This is a genomic window from Paenibacillus contaminans (assembly GCF_003285015.1).
GTDB lineage: Bacteria > Bacillota > Bacilli > Paenibacillales > NBRC-103111 > Paenibacillus_V > Paenibacillus_V contaminans.
Genome location: NZ_QMFB01000004.1, coordinates 17,612 through 35,091, shown reverse-complemented (window position 1 = coordinate 35,091; position 17,480 = coordinate 17,612). Strand labels below are relative to the sequence as shown.

The 17,480-nt window shown below is 51.6% G+C and carries 14 protein-coding genes; 10 read left to right on the top strand and 4 right to left on the bottom strand.

The features are described 5' to 3' along the window. The first annotated feature begins 149 nt into the window (after positions 1–149). From DQG23_RS09005 to DQG23_RS43715, 6 genes are all read left to right on the top strand, one after another. Positions 150–1,946, top strand: a complete 1,797-nt coding sequence (locus DQG23_RS09005; protein WP_113030511.1) for a cache domain-containing sensor histidine kinase — start codon at positions 150–152, stop codon at positions 1,944–1,946. Beyond that, positions 1,918–3,423, top strand: coding sequence for a helix-turn-helix domain-containing protein (locus tag DQG23_RS09000; protein WP_113030510.1), 1,506 nt, complete (start codon positions 1,918–1,920; stop codon positions 3,421–3,423). The genes DQG23_RS09005 and DQG23_RS09000 overlap by 29 nt, the downstream gene beginning before the upstream one ends. 104 nt (positions 3,424–3,527) lie before the next feature. Continuing rightward, positions 3,528–4,883 carry an ABC transporter substrate-binding protein gene (locus DQG23_RS08995; RefSeq protein WP_113030509.1) on the top strand — a complete coding sequence of 452 codons (1,356 nt, stop codon included), beginning with the start codon at positions 3,528–3,530 and terminating at the stop codon, positions 4,881–4,883. A 103-nt stretch (positions 4,884–4,986) separates the two neighbouring features. Then, the gene (locus DQG23_RS08990; protein WP_113030787.1) at positions 4,987–5,856 is read left to right on the top strand and encodes a carbohydrate ABC transporter permease; all 870 of its coding nucleotides are present in this window, start codon (positions 4,987–4,989) and stop codon (positions 5,854–5,856) included. Between the two features lie 19 nt (positions 5,857–5,875). Further along, positions 5,876–6,724 carry a carbohydrate ABC transporter permease gene (locus DQG23_RS08985; protein ID WP_113030508.1) on the top strand — a complete coding sequence of 283 codons (849 nt, stop codon included), beginning with the start codon at positions 5,876–5,878 and terminating at the stop codon, positions 6,722–6,724. A 29-nt stretch (positions 6,725–6,753) separates the two neighbouring features. Continuing rightward, entirely contained in the window at positions 6,754–6,906 is a 153-nt protein-coding gene (locus DQG23_RS43715) for an FIMAH domain-containing protein (protein ID WP_420330219.1), read from the top strand. Positions 6,907–7,050: 144 nt separating this feature from the next. Here DQG23_RS43715 and DQG23_RS08980 read toward each other — a convergent pair whose 3' ends face one another. The 4 genes from DQG23_RS08980 to DQG23_RS08965 all read right to left on the bottom strand — a co-directional run bounded on the left by DQG23_RS08980 (position 7,051) and on the right by DQG23_RS08965 (position 9,682). Then, positions 7,051–7,314 carry a hypothetical protein gene (locus tag DQG23_RS08980; RefSeq protein ID WP_113030507.1) on the bottom strand — a complete coding sequence of 88 codons (264 nt, stop codon included), beginning with the start codon at positions 7,312–7,314 and terminating at the stop codon, positions 7,051–7,053. Continuing rightward, positions 7,307–7,930 carry a DUF1361 domain-containing protein gene (locus DQG23_RS08975; RefSeq protein WP_113030506.1) on the bottom strand — a complete coding sequence of 208 codons (624 nt, stop codon included), beginning with the start codon at positions 7,928–7,930 and terminating at the stop codon, positions 7,307–7,309. Before DQG23_RS08975 ends, DQG23_RS08980 begins: the two co-directional genes overlap by 8 nt. Before the next feature lie 36 nt (positions 7,931–7,966). After that, positions 7,967–8,617 carry a DUF2306 domain-containing protein gene (locus tag DQG23_RS08970; RefSeq protein WP_158560365.1) on the bottom strand — a complete coding sequence of 217 codons (651 nt, stop codon included), beginning with the start codon at positions 8,615–8,617 and terminating at the stop codon, positions 7,967–7,969. A gap of 288 nt (positions 8,618–8,905) precedes the next feature. After that, a complete protein-coding gene (locus DQG23_RS08965) occupies positions 8,906–9,682 on the bottom strand; it encodes an SDR family NAD(P)-dependent oxidoreductase (protein WP_113030504.1) in 777 nt (258 codons plus the stop codon). A 696-nt stretch (positions 9,683–10,378) separates the two neighbouring features. Here DQG23_RS08965 and DQG23_RS08960 point away from each other — a divergent pair. The 4 genes from DQG23_RS08960 to DQG23_RS08940 all read left to right on the top strand — a co-directional run bounded on the left by DQG23_RS08960 (position 10,379) and on the right by DQG23_RS08940 (position 17,476). Beyond that, on the top strand, positions 10,379–11,647 hold the full coding sequence (locus DQG23_RS08960) for an MFS transporter (protein WP_113030503.1): 1,269 nt from the start codon (positions 10,379–10,381) through the stop codon (positions 11,645–11,647). Positions 11,648–12,424: 777 nt separating this feature from the next. Further along, positions 12,425–13,642 (top strand): metallophosphoesterase, encoded by a 1,218-nt coding sequence (locus tag DQG23_RS08950; RefSeq protein WP_113030501.1) that lies wholly within the window; start codon positions 12,425–12,427, stop codon positions 13,640–13,642. 374 nt (positions 13,643–14,016) lie between these two features. Further along, positions 14,017–15,612 (top strand): N-acyl-D-amino-acid deacylase family protein, encoded by a 1,596-nt coding sequence (locus DQG23_RS08945; protein ID WP_113030500.1) that lies wholly within the window; start codon positions 14,017–14,019, stop codon positions 15,610–15,612. A gap of 130 nt (positions 15,613–15,742) precedes the next feature. After that, a complete protein-coding gene (locus tag DQG23_RS08940; RefSeq protein WP_113030499.1) occupies positions 15,743–17,476 on the top strand; it encodes a histidine kinase in 1,734 nt (577 codons plus the stop codon). Positions 17,477–17,480 lie beyond the last annotated feature (4 nt).

The following is a 17,480-nucleotide window of genomic DNA, read 5'->3' as shown; positions in this document are numbered from 1 at the left end:
TTGGGCAAAGCGCCTCTTGCTGTCGGACGGAGGCGTTTTTGTCTTCTCGATCATGATTGAGATTCTTTCGGAGGCGGTATAAATGCTTCCGTCACGCTGCTTATAATGGAGAGATATCCGACTACGATACGAGGAGTGAATCAACCACGATGCCAATATGGCGGCGCTTGTTTCCGAACACCTTGAAATATAGGCTTTTTATGGCCTACATCACGCTCCTGATGGTTCCTTTGTGCGTCGCTATTTTTTACTTGTTCCAGCATTTCGAATCCATTCGCCAGAAAGATATGATGGACCGCATGACCGAACGCATGCAGCAGGTCTATGTGTCTTTAACGGATATGATGGCATTCGCCTACAAGGCGAATATCATGCTGAGCCAGGACGAGGGCCTGATCCAGATCATGCACGATCCGGACAAGTACGATCCCCTGGAACGCAAAAAAGTGATCGAAAGCAAAATGTTCGGCATCAATAACAGCTTTTTCTTCCATCAGGCGGAATTGTATTTTAGATTCATCGACCGTAAGGGCAATGTGTATACGTCCTATGCCCCCAACAACCAATTGACCAATAGCTTGAATGAATTGCTGGATTGGCAAAAAAAGCTGCAAGGCGGATCGCATCCCTATCGCTGGATGGCGGATGATTGGAATGATGTGAGAGGCAGCCAAGGGAGCAAGCTCCTGAGCCTGTACACCGTTCTGGATGACCAGCTGCGGGGAAATTACGGGCTGGCGCGCATCAGCATCAACATTCAAGAATGGTTCCGCAGCACGTTAAAGGACAGCCCGGCCAACCAGGATCTTACAATCTTTACCGGCCAAGGCGAGATCGTTCTGCAAAGCAAGGAAACGGCGTTCAGCAGCGTGATGATGCAAAGGATCATGTCCGTGCAGGCGAAGGAAGGACATTTCGAGGACGAACGCGCCTTATCTCTTGTCAATTACAGCTATCTGGAGGAACTTGACTGGTATGTGGTCAGCCGAATGCCTTTAAGCGAGCTGCAGAAAGAGATCCAGCGGTTAAGGTTCATCGCTTTCTTCTTTCTGACCATTCTTGTAATTGCGTTCGTGCTGGTGACCATTTTCCTGTCCGCCCGCATGACGGAGCCGCTGTACGTCCTGAAGCGGAGCATGGAGGAAGCGTCGGATAAGAAGCTGAACGTCAAAATTTCAATCGGCAAGAATGCGACGGACGAGGTGCGCTCCCTTGGCGAAAGCTTCAACCGGATGATTGACGATATCATCGAGCTTTTTAACAAGCTTAAGCTGGAGGAGCGGCAAAAGCAGGCGGTTCGTTTCCAAATGCTGCTCTCCCAAATGAATCCGCATTTTCTCCTTAACACCTTGAACACGGTCAAATGGATTGCCAGAAAAGAAAAGCAGGAATCGATCGTCGGCATTTGCACCTCGCTTGGGGTCATTCTGGAGGCAAGCCTCAACTCGGATATTGAAATGATCAGCCTGAAAGAAGAAATTCAGCTGCTGCGCTCCTACGAATCCATACAATCGTTTCGCTTCCGGGATTCTTTCACCGTGCTTTATGAAGTGGAGGAATCGGTTCAATATGCGCTGGTTCCCAAGCTTAGTCTGCAGCCGCTGGCGGAGAATGCCATCGTGCATGGCTTTGATTCGGCCAAAGGCTGCGGCACCATCCGGGTCAGGGCCAGGGCGGAGGGAAGCGAGCTTATTCTGGAGGTGGAGGATAACGGCATCGGTATGGAAGAGGCCGCTCGAAGGCCGGGAAGGCGAAGCGGACACGGGATCGGACTTAGCAATTTGAGAGAAAGACTGCAGCTGCTTTTTAAGCGGGAGAGCTCTATTGAATTTGTAACCGGCGCGGAAGGGACACTCGTTCGGGTCAAGCTGCCGCTCTTGATCGCGAAGCCCTATTCACAGGAAGGAGGCGGCGGGCATGTGGACGGTTTTTCTGGTGGAAGATGAAAGTTTTGTCCGAGAGGCCATTCGGGAAACCGTGGACTGGGAACGTCACGGCTTTTGCGTTACAGGTGAGGCGGGAAACGGCAGGGAGGCTCTGGCTGCTATCCTGGAGCTTAAACCGGATGTCGTGATCGCCGATATTGTCATGCCGGACATGGACGGGATTGAACTGCTGAAGGAAACGCGGAAGGCGGGAATCCGCAGCAGGTTTATTATGCTGACGGCCATGAACCACTTCGACTACGCGCGGGACGCCCTTCAATACGGCGCCTACAACTATCTGTTAAAGCTGTCTTTGAATGACGATATTTTGCTGGAAAACCTGGCGCGAATTAAAGGAGAGCTGCTTGAAGAGCTTAAGGCGGCGGGAGAGGCGTTATATCCTTTTTATCATCGTATCTGGTCGGGCTTCCGGGGAACGGGCGCACCTGTTCATGAGGACCAGGCCGGAACGGTTGCGGCGGCGGCAGCGGACAAATTCCGTAATCTGGGACTTGATATTATCGGCGTGTTGAGCGGAGCCGCTCCCGCTTCTATGGAACAGGCGGGCATCCGGAAGGAGACGTATCTGCTGGTCCAATCCTTCTATGAAGGAGGACAGACAACCTTTTTCTGTTGGAGGTTTCATGGAAAGGAAGAGGATATCCGCTTGTATAAGCCGGACTTTCCGGCCGGAACGGCAGCCTGCAGCAGTCTCGCCCGTCTGTCCGAGGATTGGCGGCGGGCGCTCAATCAGTTGAACGGCGTTTGGTACGGCCGTGAGGCAAGCGCGATGAAGGAATGGCAAAATGGGATCGACCGCCGCCCTGAAACGCCGCACCGTGCGCCGGAAGCGACGTTCGGCGCGAAAAAGCATCCGCCCATTGCGGAGCTGGAAGCCGAGCTGATCCGGTGCTTTGAAGAACGAGACGAGCCCAAATGCGCCGAGGCGGCTGCCCTTATGTGGGAGAGCATGGAAGCCACGTCGTTCTCCCATATGGAAGTGAAAATGCTGGCGGCTCATCTGCTACATATCCTGGCGAGACTGGCCGGACGAACGTCCGAGGATCGGGAGGGAATCAACTCGGCCATCAGCCATGAATCGCTGCTTGGGTATGTGCTGCAAACCATACGGGAGCTGATCCGGCACCTGAAGGAGGAAAATGTCAGCTTTACGGACCATCCCGAGGTGAACCGGGTGATTCAATATATGCTGGAGCATTACAAGGAAAATATCAAGATTGCGGATTTAGCCAAGCTGGTAGCGATCAACGGAGACTACTTAAGCACGGTGTTCGGCAAAAAAACCGGACTGACGCCAATCGCCTATTTGCAAAATATAAGGATCGAACAGGCGAAACGGCTGCTGCTGCACGCCAAGCTGAGTGTGGAGGAGATCGCCTTTCAAACGGGTTTTGCCGACGATGCCTATTTCATCAAGGTATTCAAGCGCATGGTCGGACAAACGCCAAGTTCGTTCAGGCGCCAGAACAATATCTAAGTTTTGTACTATTAACCTACAAGTTTCAACTCTAAGAAAAAATGGCGCAGCTTGGTAAAGTTGGGGTGAATCAAACATCCGATTGCAGGGAGGGTACAGGTTAGATGAGAAACAAAAAATGGATGCATACAGGACTGGCGGCATTAGTGGCGGTGCCTCTGGCGCTTGCCGGCTGCGGCGGCGGAAAGGGAGGCGGCAATCAAGCGGAGGGAACGGTGTCGCCTTCGGCAAGCGCGGCGCCCAGCGCTGCGGCAAAAAAGGACCCGATCAAACTTACCATGTGGGGAGCGGTGCCGGTCGAGAACGGTCCCCAGGCGGTTGTAGACAACTGGAACAAAGAGAACCCGGATATTCAGGTGGAGTATGTCCGGTTCGTCAATGACGATGCGGGCAACCTGAAGCTGGACACGGCGCTTTCCTCCAGCCAGCCTGTCGACATGTACATGAGCTATGATTTCGGCTTGTACGAGAAGCGGATCAAAGCGGGCAACGCGCTCGATCTGAGCAAGTTTACCGATTACGATGTAGACCAAAAAATGGGTACGGGCGCATCCTTGTGGAAGGTGGACGGCAAATATTACGGCGTTCCCACCCAGAAAGGCTTGTCTTTTGTCTGGTTGAACAAGGATATGCTGGATGCCAAAGGTCTTCCGGTTCCTACGGACTGGGGTCTGGACGAGTTCAGAGAGTATGCGGACAAGCTGAAGGGAGACAAGGTATGGGGAGCGGCGCAAAGCGATTATTACTTCAACGTGCCCATCAACGGCTCCATGCTGAAGCAAAGTTTGCTGCTGACCAAACCGGACGGCACCTCGGCCTTCGATAATCCGCTGACCGTCAAAGCGCTTCAGGTATATTCGGACATGATGTTCAAGGATAAGAGCATCATGCCCCATACGGAGCAGATCACCTCGAAGCCGGCCCTGGACCAGATGTTTGTTAAGGGAGAAACGGCGATGCTGTTCTCCACCAACCAAATTTTCAGGACCACCAACAATGTGAAGGATTATCCGCGTACGTTCAAAGTAGCGGCAGCGCCGGCTCCTAAGGTAAACAAGGATCAGACCGATTATATTAACGCCGGCGGATTGGGCGATTCGCTTTCCATCAATCCCCGTACGAAAAATCCGGAAGCGGCTTGGAAATTTATCAAGTGGTATGCGGATAAAGGGATGCTGCCGATGGCGGCAGGGGGCAGAGTGCCTTCCTCCAAGGATTTTCCCGTCGACCAGGCAGTCAGCTTGATGTTCAAGGACGTGGAGAACACGTATGACATCGATTCCATCAAGCGGGTTATGTTCGGCAGTCTTCCGCTCGGTTTAAGCCGTCTGGACAAAAAAACGGGAAGCGAGCAGCAGGTCATCTATGACAAGGTCTTCTCGCGAAAACTGACTCCTGAGGAAAGTGCGAAGGAGTTGGCACGGGTGCATAACGAGAACCTGCAAGCGGCCAAAAAATAAGTAACCGGAAGCCAAAGGGGGAGCAAGGACATTCGTGCTGCGCTTCTCCTTTGCTGTGTAAATCCCTAATTATAGAGAGAGGCGGTGACTAATCGTGAACTGGATGAAACGGCAGAAGCTGCTCGGTTATGTATTCATCGCCCCCAATCTTATCGGAATGACGGTATTCATGCTGATTCCGGCTCTGTTCTCCTTTTATTTGATGTTTACGGATTGGGTATTCGCTAGCGGGAAGCCGCCGCATTTTATCGGATTGGATAATTTCAAAATGATGGTGAGAGACGATTTATTCGCCATATCGTTCAAAAATACGCTGATGCTGTTAATCCCTGTGCCGATTTCGATTATGCTCGGCTTCCTGATCGCGGTCGTCCTGAATAACCGCGCCTATTTCCAAAAGACGCTGAGGGCTTTTTTCTTCGCGCCCCATTTTACAAGCGGTATTGCAATTGCGTTCGTCTGGATGGTGTTGTTCCAGCCCGCCTCCGGTCCCATCAATGCTTTCCTGCGCTCTATCGGCATAGAGGAGCCGCCCCAATGGTTTGCTTCTCCCGATACGGCCATGTTTGCGGTCCTCGTCATGATGATCGCAGGCGGCATCGGGTACAACATGATTATTTATTTGGCGGCGCTGCAGGAAATATCGCTGGAGCAGCTGGAAGCCGCCAAGATGGACGGCGCGACGTTTTGGCAGCTTTTGCGGCTCGTTATTTTGCCCTTGGTCAGCCCGACGACATTTTTCCTGATGATTACCGGGTTTATCGGCTCCATCAAGGGTTTCGGCATGATTTATGCCATTACGCAAGGGGGGCCGGCCAACAGCACGACGGTTTTCTCCATTTTCGCTTACAAGAAGGCATTCAATTTTTATGAAATGGGCTATGCGTCCGCCGTTTCGTGGACCATGTTTCTGCTCATCCTCGGCATTACGCTGATTCAATGGGCAGGCCAGAAAAAGTGGGTCCATTACTAAGGAAGGGGAAAGACGCAGCATGAATGCAAGAAGCTCCAGAATCGTCAAAGAGAGACTGGGCAAGGGCTTGAACACCGTGATTATGGCCTTGGCCAGCCTGCTTTTGCTGTCGCCCATGATTTGGATGATCAGCACTTCGTTTAAGAAAGCCAAGGACGTCTTCACCTTCCCGATCCAATGGATTCCGAGAGAACCGGTGCTGGCCAACCATATCAAGGTTTGGACGACCGGAGACGGCTTTGCCCTCTTTTATTTCAACTCTCTGAAAATTTCCCTGATCGTCATGATCGGAGCGCCGCTGCTTGCCGCGATGGCCGCATACGGATTCAGCCGCATTGCATTCAAAGGCCGAAACGTTATTTTCTTGCTGTACCTGTGTCTGATGATGATTCCGCAGCAGGTGCTGTTTGTCCCCAAATTCATCATGTTCGAGTGGATGCATATTTACAACACCCACTGGGCGCTCATTTTACCGGGACTGTTTACGGTATTCGGCGTATTTATGATCCGGCAATTTTTCATGAGCATCCCCCATGAGATATCCGAAGCGGCCTTCATCGACGGGGCGGGGCATTTCCGGATTTTCGCGCAATTGTTTCTGCCTCTCTCCAAGCCTGTTCTGGCGACCTTCGCGATTATCGATTTTACATGGACCTGGAACGATTATGAGAATGCGCTTATTTTCCTGCTGGACAAGAAGCTTTACACGGTTCCGCTCGGCATGCAGAACTTCATGCTGGAAGCCGGAGTGGACTACAACATGATGATGGCTGCCGCCACAGCAAGCGTCGTGCCGCTGCTCATCGTATTTTTCTTGGGCCAAAAGTATATTATTCAAGGTTTTTCAAGCTCAGCCGTCAAGGGATAAGGAGAGATGGTGGGCGATATCAGGATCATTTGAATAAAAATCATCCAGCTCAGGCAATTAAGCATTTGCAGGATTTCCTGGACGTAATGGATAACAAAGGGTTGCAGTCTCACTTTTCCGCAAACGCTAAGGCGGTTCTGACCGCAGATGCGAAAGCCGTCATTGCAGCCTGGTCGAAATAATTTGCTGACGATTTTATGGGCAGTCTGCCCCACCGTCCCGATGTGGTAGCCGACGTAGGCAGAACCAATCTGGTTCTAAACCGGCTGACGTAGTAACTGACGGCATTGCAGAAGGTGAAGCCCGAAGAGAAGAACGAGCATGACTTAAGCAAAAAACGGCTGGGCGAAGAGGTTTTCTTCGTTCAGCCGTTTTTGTCGTTCGGAAGAGGGGTGGCCGGCGCGTGGCTGACCGATTCTATCGCCGCAAAGGAGAAAAGGTAATTCATCCCCAAAAAGCAATACGATCCCGGCACATCCCCATAAGACCGATTTCTCGAATCGGTACAAACGGATCGAAACCGACAGCTGCAAAGCCGCGATCGAAACGCCTGCAGCTAAGGCGAACGGAAGCATATCGTTTTCAATCATGCGTACACCTTCTTCGATCCAGAAATAACCAATACGTCAAAAATTGCAGCAGTGTCATCCATCCGACGAACAGCGCAAAATCAAGGTTGATGGCATCGAGGAGCCGAGCGAAGATGGAGAAGGGCTCCGTAAACAAATGAATGGAATGAAAGCGCAGAAATCTCCCCATATAAATGCCGACGCTGCCGAGAGCCATGAACCCGATCAAAACCGCGATTCGTACCTTCCCGTTTCGGAAAAGGCCAGAAATCTGATTTAACATAAGCGCGTAATAAAACACCGCAAGCAGCACGCCGCACAGCAGGACGGTAAAATTCCACCATTCCCTTCTGGACATCCCTTGCAGATAATGAAAATTGAAAATGTTCAAATGAATGAGATCCGTCACCACATAAAAAACATTGGGCGATAGAAGGATGAAAACAAGATAAAAAGCGACGCTTAGCGGAATTTCGCTTTTCTTTCGAATTGCAAACAAAGGCAGCAGGAAAGAAAGCTCCAAAGCGGCAAAGGCAAGGAATATATTGAAAATCATAAACGAATAGTCGGATTCGAACATAACGAGAAGCGCCATATAACCGGCAAAAGCGGCTCTCGCTTTAAAACGTTCATGCATGCGCAAAACTCCTATGGAACGCAAAACGGCAATGCGTCAAATACGTCTTGTGCCAAAGCTGCGATTCCGGTTGATGAAAAACTCCGCGATCACGAGATTCGGCACCCAGCAAAGCCAGGCGATGACGACGAAGCTGTCGTTCGTATCCGTAACCCCGAACAGAACGGCGGCAAGAGGCGTGTAAATCCGCAAGGCGATTGCAGCGCATGTTAGCGCGTAACAGCGCGTCATCCAGCGGCCGTGTTCCTCCGTATTGCGAGCGCCGACGATGCTTTTGAGACTGAGGTAAAGCGTGTACAGCCAAAGGACGGATAGGGCTGTGAAGCCCGTTTGCGCAAACAGGCCGCCGTTCGCGTAACAAGCCAAATACAAGCCGGTCGATCCGCCAACCGCGACCGCCGCGGCGAATACATAGCCGATAACGCGATGCACACCCGGATTTCGCCTGCGCATTTTTTTGGCGAACTGCACCCAGCCGACAGCGAGGGCGATCCCCGAGGATACCGCGTGCGCCCAAAGGACATTGTACCATAGTTCCGGAAGTTTTCCTTTTTCCGTCACGAACGCTTGATTTCGCAGCCCTTCCGGCATTCCGTACAAAACCAGAGCGTAAGCCCCTACCGCTATAGCCAGAACAGCCAATAGTCCGTAAACGCCCTTACGAACTTTTTGGTTTCCTGCAACCATCGTCCATCCTCCCAATTGGCATTTTTTATGTAATTGAATTGTATCACCGGTAAGCTGGGGCGTTAACCGACTAATGATGGAGCATTTGATCCGACCAAGGTCGGGGCGAACGAGAGCTTGGTCTAACGCTAAAGGGTTAGTGCTGCTGACTACCGTGTCTCGACGGGACGGGAAGAACGACAAAGAACCCGGCTGCAAGGCCAGGTTCTTTGTATGCGGGGCAGGCGGCGCATTCCCGTTTGACGGCGTGAAGTCCAGCCTGAAGGCCATTGCATTGGAAGCTTCCTGCTACAAATCGCCTGCGTTTGCCAGATGTCCTCCGTCCACGACGAGCGTCGTGCCGGTAATATAAGAGGCTTCATCGGAAGCGAGGAACAGGAAAGCGTTTGCGGTTTCTTCAATCGTTCCAAGTCGGCGCATCGGCGTACGTTCGGTTAGAACGAGAGTTTCCGCTTGGCTCTCTTTCAGCTTGCGGTCGAGAGGCGTATCGATGAAGCCCGGCGCGACCGCATTGACGCGAATTCCGTACGGCGCCAAGTCGACGGCCATCGATTGCGTCAGCAGCACGACGCCGCCTTTGGATGCATTGTAATGCGCAAGCATGGCGCTGCCGGCTAAGCCGTTCTTGGAGGCCATATTGACGACGGACCCTTGAATATCGGCTTCGATCATCCGTTTGCAAATGTTTTGACTAAGCATGAACGTGCCGTTCAAGTTGACGTCGATAATTTTCCGCCACCGATCGAGCGGAATGGAAGTAAAAGTTTCACGCACCGCGATTCCGGCATTGTTGACGAGAATATCGATCCCCCCGAAACAGCTCCAGCTGAAATCAGCGGCTTGTTCCACTTGAGACGGATCTGATAAATCGCAAACGACGCTTCTTACTTCGGGCCGAGGATCAATGTCCAATTGTTGCAGCTCCGCGGCGGCTGCCGCTAATTCGTCGGTACGTACATCGAGCAGAATGACGCTGGCGCCTTCTTGCAAGAAGCGAGTGGCAACTCCCAAGCCGATCCCTTGGGCGGCGCCTGTTACGAGTGCGCGTTTGCCTTTGAGTCTCATCGTTATTCCTCCTTGGAAATGTTACATGATTTTGGGGTTCTGTATTATGAACTTGGTTCAATAAATTAAATATAAAAGTTGAGATCGCTCTTTGTCAATTGAATTCTTTTAATGAAAATCGCGACAGAAGACGATGCTTTTAACCCCATAATGCGTTCCGACGGATGTGTGACGAGGTATTCAGTATTTTGAAGCTAAATCAGGATATTGAATTATCAAAATGCAGCGTCATGACCAGGGATCGCCAGCATGATTCCATTCCATTGGGAGCAATTTTCGCGGTGCCGTACCGGCAGGTCAAAGGCGAAGGGGAGTGAATCATTCAAAATTGAAGCCGAGAAGCTGGAAACCGATGTTTTTGTAGAATCAAGGAAGTGCCTTGTTTTTCAACGGACAAATGGATACGGTTACGCTGGCGCATGAGCCCACTTGTATAATAGAGGTGTTTACGGCAGAGGTTCGTGAGATATACCGTGGCGGCTGCTGTTATCGAAAGCTTGAACATGCTCAATCGGCAGCTCGAACGACATTTTGCCGATAGTTCGTGAGGCTTTTGTTTTTGATTTCCGGCTTACAGCACGGGGATGAAAAAATACTTGATTAAAGCTGCTATACAATATAAAGTGTTAATACGTTCGACTGAACGATGAAAAGATGTGTTTATAGGAGAGGCGCGGAAAGACAGGAGTGGAGGAAATGCGGAACGAACGTCAAGCGTCGACGATTTATTACGGTTGGATCGTCGTGTCCATCGTGTTTTTGACGCTGCTCGTCTCTGCGGCGATCAGCACCGTGCCCAGCGTACTGATGATTCCGCTAGAGCAAGAATTCGGCTGGGCTCGCAGCGACGTATCGGGTGCGGCATCGATTCGTATTTTACTATACGGCTTGATGGGACCCTTCTCCGCGGCGCTGATGGCGCGCTACGGCATAAGAAAAATCATGGTGATCTCGCTGGCCTTGCTCGTCGTAAGCATGGCGGTTACACCATTCATAACGAAGGTTTGGCAGCTTACGCTGGTGTGGGGCGTCATCGTCGGACTTGGCACAGGATCGCTCGCGAACGTCCTCGGCGTCACGGTGGCCAACCGCTGGTTCGTCAAATACAAAGGGCTTGTCATCGGCATGCTTACCGCTAGCGCGGCAACCGGACAGCTGCTTTTTCTGCCGCTGCTTGCCAAAATAACGGAGGAAATCGGCTGGAGGTACGCCGTGTGCGCAGTCGGGGGAGTTTTGATCGTGCTGATACCGGTTATCGCGATATGGATGAGAAATCATCCATACGATGTAAGCAGCGCTCCTCTCGGCGAAACGGATGTCGTCAAGCCGGCGCCTTTCACGGGCAATCTTTTTTTGACGCCGATACTCGCGCTTCGCTCCGCATCGCGGAACGGCACCTTCTGGCTGCTGGCCGGCACCTTTTTTTTCTGCGGCTTTTCGACGAACGGTTTGATCGGCACGCATCTGATTCCCGCCTGCGGCGATTTTCAAATTCCGCTCGTTATGGCGGCGGGGCTGTTGTCACTGATGGGCGTATTCGATCTGATAGGGACGACGATGTCGGGTTGGCTTTCCGACCGTTTCGACAGCAGATGGCTGCTGTTCTGGTATTACGGGCTGCGCGGCTTATCCCTCATCTACTTGCCGTTCGCGCTCGATATGGGGTATACACAGCTGCTCGTATTCTCCGTATTTTACGGATTGGACTGGATTGCGACCGTTCCGCCGACGGCGAAAATCACATCGGATACGTTCGGCCGAGAGAAGGCCGGCATGATTTTCGGCTGGATTGTCGTGGCCCATCAAGTCGGCGCGTCGACGGCCGCTTACGGCGCAGGAATCGTCCGGGATTGGCTGGGCAGCTATACCGTACCGTTCATAGCGGCAGGACTCGTTTGCCTGTATGCATCCGTGATGGCGATTCGAATCCGCAAGCAAGGAAAAGCGGTGCAAGCCGCCGTTTAACGGGATAGTCATAGTTCCTGTTGCGAAGCTTGGGATCGGCAGCGATTGACGGGATATCATTGTTGCGCTACGCGGTTGCCATGCAGCAAATCAAGCGTAGCTTAGGCGCAAGCAAGCGTTAAAATGAGGCTGTTTCATATAGGCTCAATAATGGAGCCGGAGTGCAAGGACGCTTCCAAAACCGCTGTATTCGCGGGGGTGGACGCGTCTTTTTTCTTCTCCGATTGTGACCTACTTTCGCTGCAGTCCGATTTTCCCCTCTTGGAATCGGGCTCGGCTTCCTTTCCTTGCTTGTAGTCCGAAAATGCACGCTTGCAGAGGTGATTTGACAAGGCACACCGATAAATCCTCTCTCCAAGCAGGCGATTTCGGACTACAGCTCAAGGGGGACTTTGATTCCTCGCTCCAAGCAGGCGATTTCGGACTACAGCTCAAGAGGGATTTGGATTCCTCACTCCAAGCAGGCGAATTCGGACTACAGCTCAAGAGCGACTTGGATTCCTCGCTCCAAGCTGGCAGATTCGGACTACAGGTGCATAGAGGTGCCGCATTTACCAGGAGTTACACGATTTCGAGCAAAGTAACAAAGCGATTGCAATGCAGCTTTTCAATCAGTAAAGAAATTATCGAGTTACTTTAGATTTTTTTAGACTGAAGCTTTTGGCAGGTATCCGTCGGCGCTTTTACATAACGTTTAGTTCACGATTATATTCATCTTACATTTCTTCGCTAAATTGGGAGTGTGCTTATCCTAATAAATGTGGGAGGTATTTGTCGATGAGCCATGATGAAACTAGTAAAAGTATGAGCAGGAGGGAATTTATTAAAGTAGGAGGGGCGGGGGCGCTGGCGCTCACGCTCGGAACGGCGGGCATTCCGTTCGAATTTAGCGGAGGAACGGTACAGGCTGCAAGCAAAGACAATGGGAAGCTGCAATTTCATGCCGACGGAAAGTTCAAAATCGTCCAGTTTAACGATACGCAGGACGACGAGCATATCGATCGGCGGACTGTGGAACTGATGGAGAAAGTGCTCGACGCCGAAAAACCGGATTTTGTCGTCCTTAACGGCGATAACATTACCGGGGGCTGCGATACGGCGATGGACATGAAGCAGGCGATGAACAATGTTGCCCAGCCGATGGAGCAGCGGGGAATCAAGTGGGCCGTCACCTTCGGAAATCACGACGAAGATTCGACGCCGAACGCCGGACTGGACGAAGAGAACATGCTGCAATTTTATATGGCCTACAAGTATAATGTGAACCAACCCGGCGAACGCGATATTACCGGAACGGGAAATACCAACCTTTTGATCCGCTCTTCCCAAGGTTCGAAGGCGGCATTCAACATCTGGCTGCTGGACAGCGGAAGGTATGCGCCGAGTGAGATTGCCGGTCAAAACTTCGAAGGTTATCCGACTTGGGATTGGCTGCGTTTCGATCAAGTGGCATGGTATTACGAAACCTCCAAAAAGCTGGAGCAAACGACGGGGCATAAAGTGCCGTCGCTTATGTTCATTCATATCCCGCTATGGGAGCACCGGTTTATGTGGCACGCCAGCGTGGACGGAAGGTCCGCCGCCGACCATGAACGCGCCGCCGGTAAGCACGGAATCGTGGGGGAACGGAACGAAGACGAATGCCCGGGTCCGGTCAATAGCGGTATGTTTTCGGCGATAATGGCCCGCGGCGATGTCAAAGGCGTCTTCTGCGGCCACGATCACGTGAATACATACCACGGCAACTATTACGGCGTGCTGCTCGGGTATGGAGGAAGCGCGGGTTTCGGCACTTACGGTTTGCCAGGCGCAGACCGGAACCGGCTGCGCGGCGCACGCGTATTCGAACTCGATGAACATAGCGAGAACGTGCTTGTCGATACCCGCATGGTGTTTGCCAAGGATTATGGCATTGACCTTACCGCGAACGACCAAAGCATAGATCCCGCTCCTATTCCGGAAAACAAAAAGCAGGAGAAGGTTGTGAAGTCTTAAGTCTTCTGTCGCGGCGAGGGACAGCCACAAGTACTATTTAGCTAAAAATAAGGGGCTTTACCAAGCGTTGCATCGTACGAAATAACCGAAAAGTCAAGGAAAAGGACCTCGAAAACCGCTGCAAGGCGTAAGTCGAGGTCCTTTTTTTTGTGAAAAATGACAAGACAATCTGGGCATCCCCAAAGTCATTCATAACCTTGAATCTAGTAAAATATCTTGATTAAAGATAGGGATAGCAGTTATAATCATTTTTGAAGTTTTGAATTCGATATTATTATATTTATGAAGTTTAAAATTCATTCAAAGCTTGCGAAGAAGGAAGTAACGATCTGATACACGATGTTAAATCGAGGGTAAAGGCGAGGGGATAAACCATGATGGATATCGTCATCCGGAACGGACAGGTGTATGACGGTACAGGCAATCCGTGGATGAAGGCCGATATCGGGATTCGCAGCGGGAAGCTGGCGGCGATCGGTGATTTGAAGGGTGAGCAAGGGCGAACGGAGATCGATGCGGAAGGATTGGCCGTTTGTCCGGGTTTTATCGATACGCATGTGCACTCCGATTTGTTGTGTACGAAGCCGGATATCCATCACGTCAAGGTGCTTCAAGGAGTAACGACAGAACTGCTCGGGCAGGACGGAATTTCCGTAGCCCCCGTATCGGAACATACGAAGCCGTTGTGGCAGCAGCAGCTTAGGGGACTTAACGGCGATATCGGCGATTGGCCGTGGAACTCGGTCGACGACTATTTGCGATTTCTCGAGCAGGCCGATTTATCCGGAAACGTTATGTATCTTGTTCCGCACGGCGCGGTACGGACGCTTGTTATGGGCTTCGAGGACCGCAAGGCGACGCCGGAGGAGCTAAGCCGCATGCGCGAGCTGGTAGAACTGGCCATGCGGGAAGGAGCGGTCGGCGTATCCTCGGGACTCGTCTATCCGCCGAACGTATTCGCCGATCAAGCGGAGCTCATCGAGATATGCAAAGGCGCGGCTGCATATAACGGCTGCTTTGTCGTTCACGTGCGAAGCGAAAGCAGCCGATTTATCGAAGCGCTGGAGGAAGTGATCGAGGCGGCCCGCCAATCTGGCGTTCGGCTGCATATTTCGCATTTTAAGGCCATCGGCGGAGCGAACCGCCATAAATTCGCCGATGCGCTTGCGTTAATGGACAAGGAGCGGGCTAACGGACTGGAAATCACATTCGACCAATATCCGTATATGGCGGGTTCGACCGTGCTGCAAACGATATTGCCCCCGTGGATGCATGAAGAAGGAGCCGCGCAATGCCTCGTAAGGCTTGCGGACCCCGAAATTCGCGAGCGGATTAAGCGGGATTTTCTCCATAACGACAACTTCGAGAACTGGGTGAAAAACTGCGGCTGGGGAAATATCGTCATCGCCTCGGTCGCCTCCGAACGAAACCGGCAGTGGGAAGGCAGCAGTATTGCCGAAATCGCCCTGTTAAAGCAAGTGGATCCGGCGGACGCGGCTTTCGATCTCATGATCGAGGAACAAGGGGCCGTCTCCATGGTCGTTCATTGGGGGGAAGAGGAAGATGTGATGCAAGCGATGAAGCATCCGCTCCAGTTGTTCGGCTCCGACAGTATTTTTGGTAGCAAGCCGCATCCCCGGCTGTACGGGACGTATCCGCGTGTGCTTGGCAGATATGTGCGTGAACTGCAAACGCTATCGCTGCCGCAGGCGATTCGCCAAATGACCGGGGCGCCCGCCCAACTGCTGCGGCTTAAGGATCGCGGGCTTCTGCGCGAAGGCATGTTTGCGGATGTCGTTGTGTTCGATCCGCAGACAGTGGCGGATCGGTCGACTTATAGCAATCCTCTGCTGGAACCCGTCGGCATTGCCTGCGTTATCGTGAACGGGACAATTGCGGTACGGAACGGAGCGTTTACGGGCGTTACCGCAGGGCGGGTGATCAGAGCGGCCGGCACCGGTTCCGCTTGACGTTAGTACCGTTTCGGAATATTTTTGGTTGACAGACTGCCGATCCGTTTCGGCGGTCTGTCTTTGCCATCGGCAAAAAACAGCGTATATTGGTGTTTAGATAAGGCGTGAACGAAAGGAGCGGGATCGAATGGGGAAGAGACCGGGGAGGCGGGTGAAGCTTGGAATCTTTCATAAGCTTGTAGGCACGTTTTTAGTTATTTTGATTCCCGTCTACATCATCGGCTTGTTAATGAATGATTATGGCGCCGGAATCGTCCGGAACGAAATCGCCAAATCGATGGAACAAAAATCGGCTTACATCCTTGCTTCGCTCCAAACGGAAATCACGAGGGTTACGGATATAATGCGAACCTTTATTAACGATTCCGATTTGAACGATCTGAGCATCCGTTCGGAATCCTTGACGGAGTATGAAAGAACGAAGGCTTATAATGATTTATTTTCCAAAATCGTCATGCTGGGCACATCCAGCAAGTATATCCAAGATGTGTTCGTTATGATGCCTATTCCGAATAAGCGCATTTCCTCGCGGACGGGGGTCGAGCCTTTGGACGCGGAAGAATGGAAAGCGCTTCAAAACGCTAACGCCGCTCCGGCTACGGCCTTTTATTATAAGGATCGTTTGTTTTTTTCGTTTGGTTATCCGCCCGCATCGCGTTCGCAATTTATGCTTGTCGTCGAGATGTCATTACCCAAAATCGGCCAGGAGATCAAGGCGCTCAAGCCGTATGAGCATTCGATTTCTTATTTGTTGGACGAGTATTATAAGAAGCCTTTGTACGAAGAGCTTTCGGACGGCCAAGCTGCTACGAGCGTTCGGGCGTTAGCCGCCGGCAAAGAACGGATAAGCATCGACGGCACTCCCTATATGGTCTTTGAGGAGCGCTCCGAACCGCTGAATTGGACGTTAACGACATTAATTCCGGAGAATGAGATTTTGCACCCGGTTTATTCGTTCAAAAAATGGATTTGGTATTTATCCGTTCTCTCCTTCATTTTCGTGATTCTCGCATCATTTGCTATTTTCCGGCTTATCGACAGGCCTCTGAAGAAGTTGATCGGCGGCTTTCGCAAAGTGGAGCTTGGCGACCTGGATGTCGTTATTCAAAGAAAAGAGAATGACGAATTTCAATTCATCTATGCGCAATTTAACCGGATGGCAGGGAAGCTGAAGCAATTGATTCAAGAGGTGTACGAGAAAACGATTTACAGCCAACAAGCGGAATTAAAGCTTTTGCAGTCGCAAATCAACCCTCATTTTTTATACAACAGCTTATATATTTTGTACTTAATGGCACATAGCGGCGATCATGACGGCGTAAAAAAACTGGCCAAGTATCTCGGAGAATATTTCAAGTTCATCACCTATAATAAATCGGAGTTTATTCCGCTCAAAACCGAGCTGAAGCATGCCCAAATGTATGCGGCCATTCAGGAGATCCGGTTCCGAAAAAGGATTTCATGCCGCTTCGAGGCGGAAGGCGACGTCGACGCATGGGAGGTTCCGCGACTCATCATTCAGCCCATACTGGAAAACGCATTTATACACGGATTGGAGCATAAAGAGTCCGGCGGATCTATTGTAGTCGCTGTAGAAGCGGGAGAACGGCAATTAACCGTCCGAATTATGGATAACGGAGTCGGGATAAACCCCAAGCAGCTTGAGTTATGGCAGGCGGGGGTTTCCCTGTCACGGGATGGAGAAGATGCGACGAGGGACGATATACACGGCTTGGAGAACGTCCATAGACGCTTGAAGCTGCTTTACGGCAGCACGTCGGGGGTTGGGCTGTCCAACAATATTGAGCAAGGCGGAGTGACTGCAATCATCACCATTGATCGAGCTTCGGAAAAGGAGTGAGCCG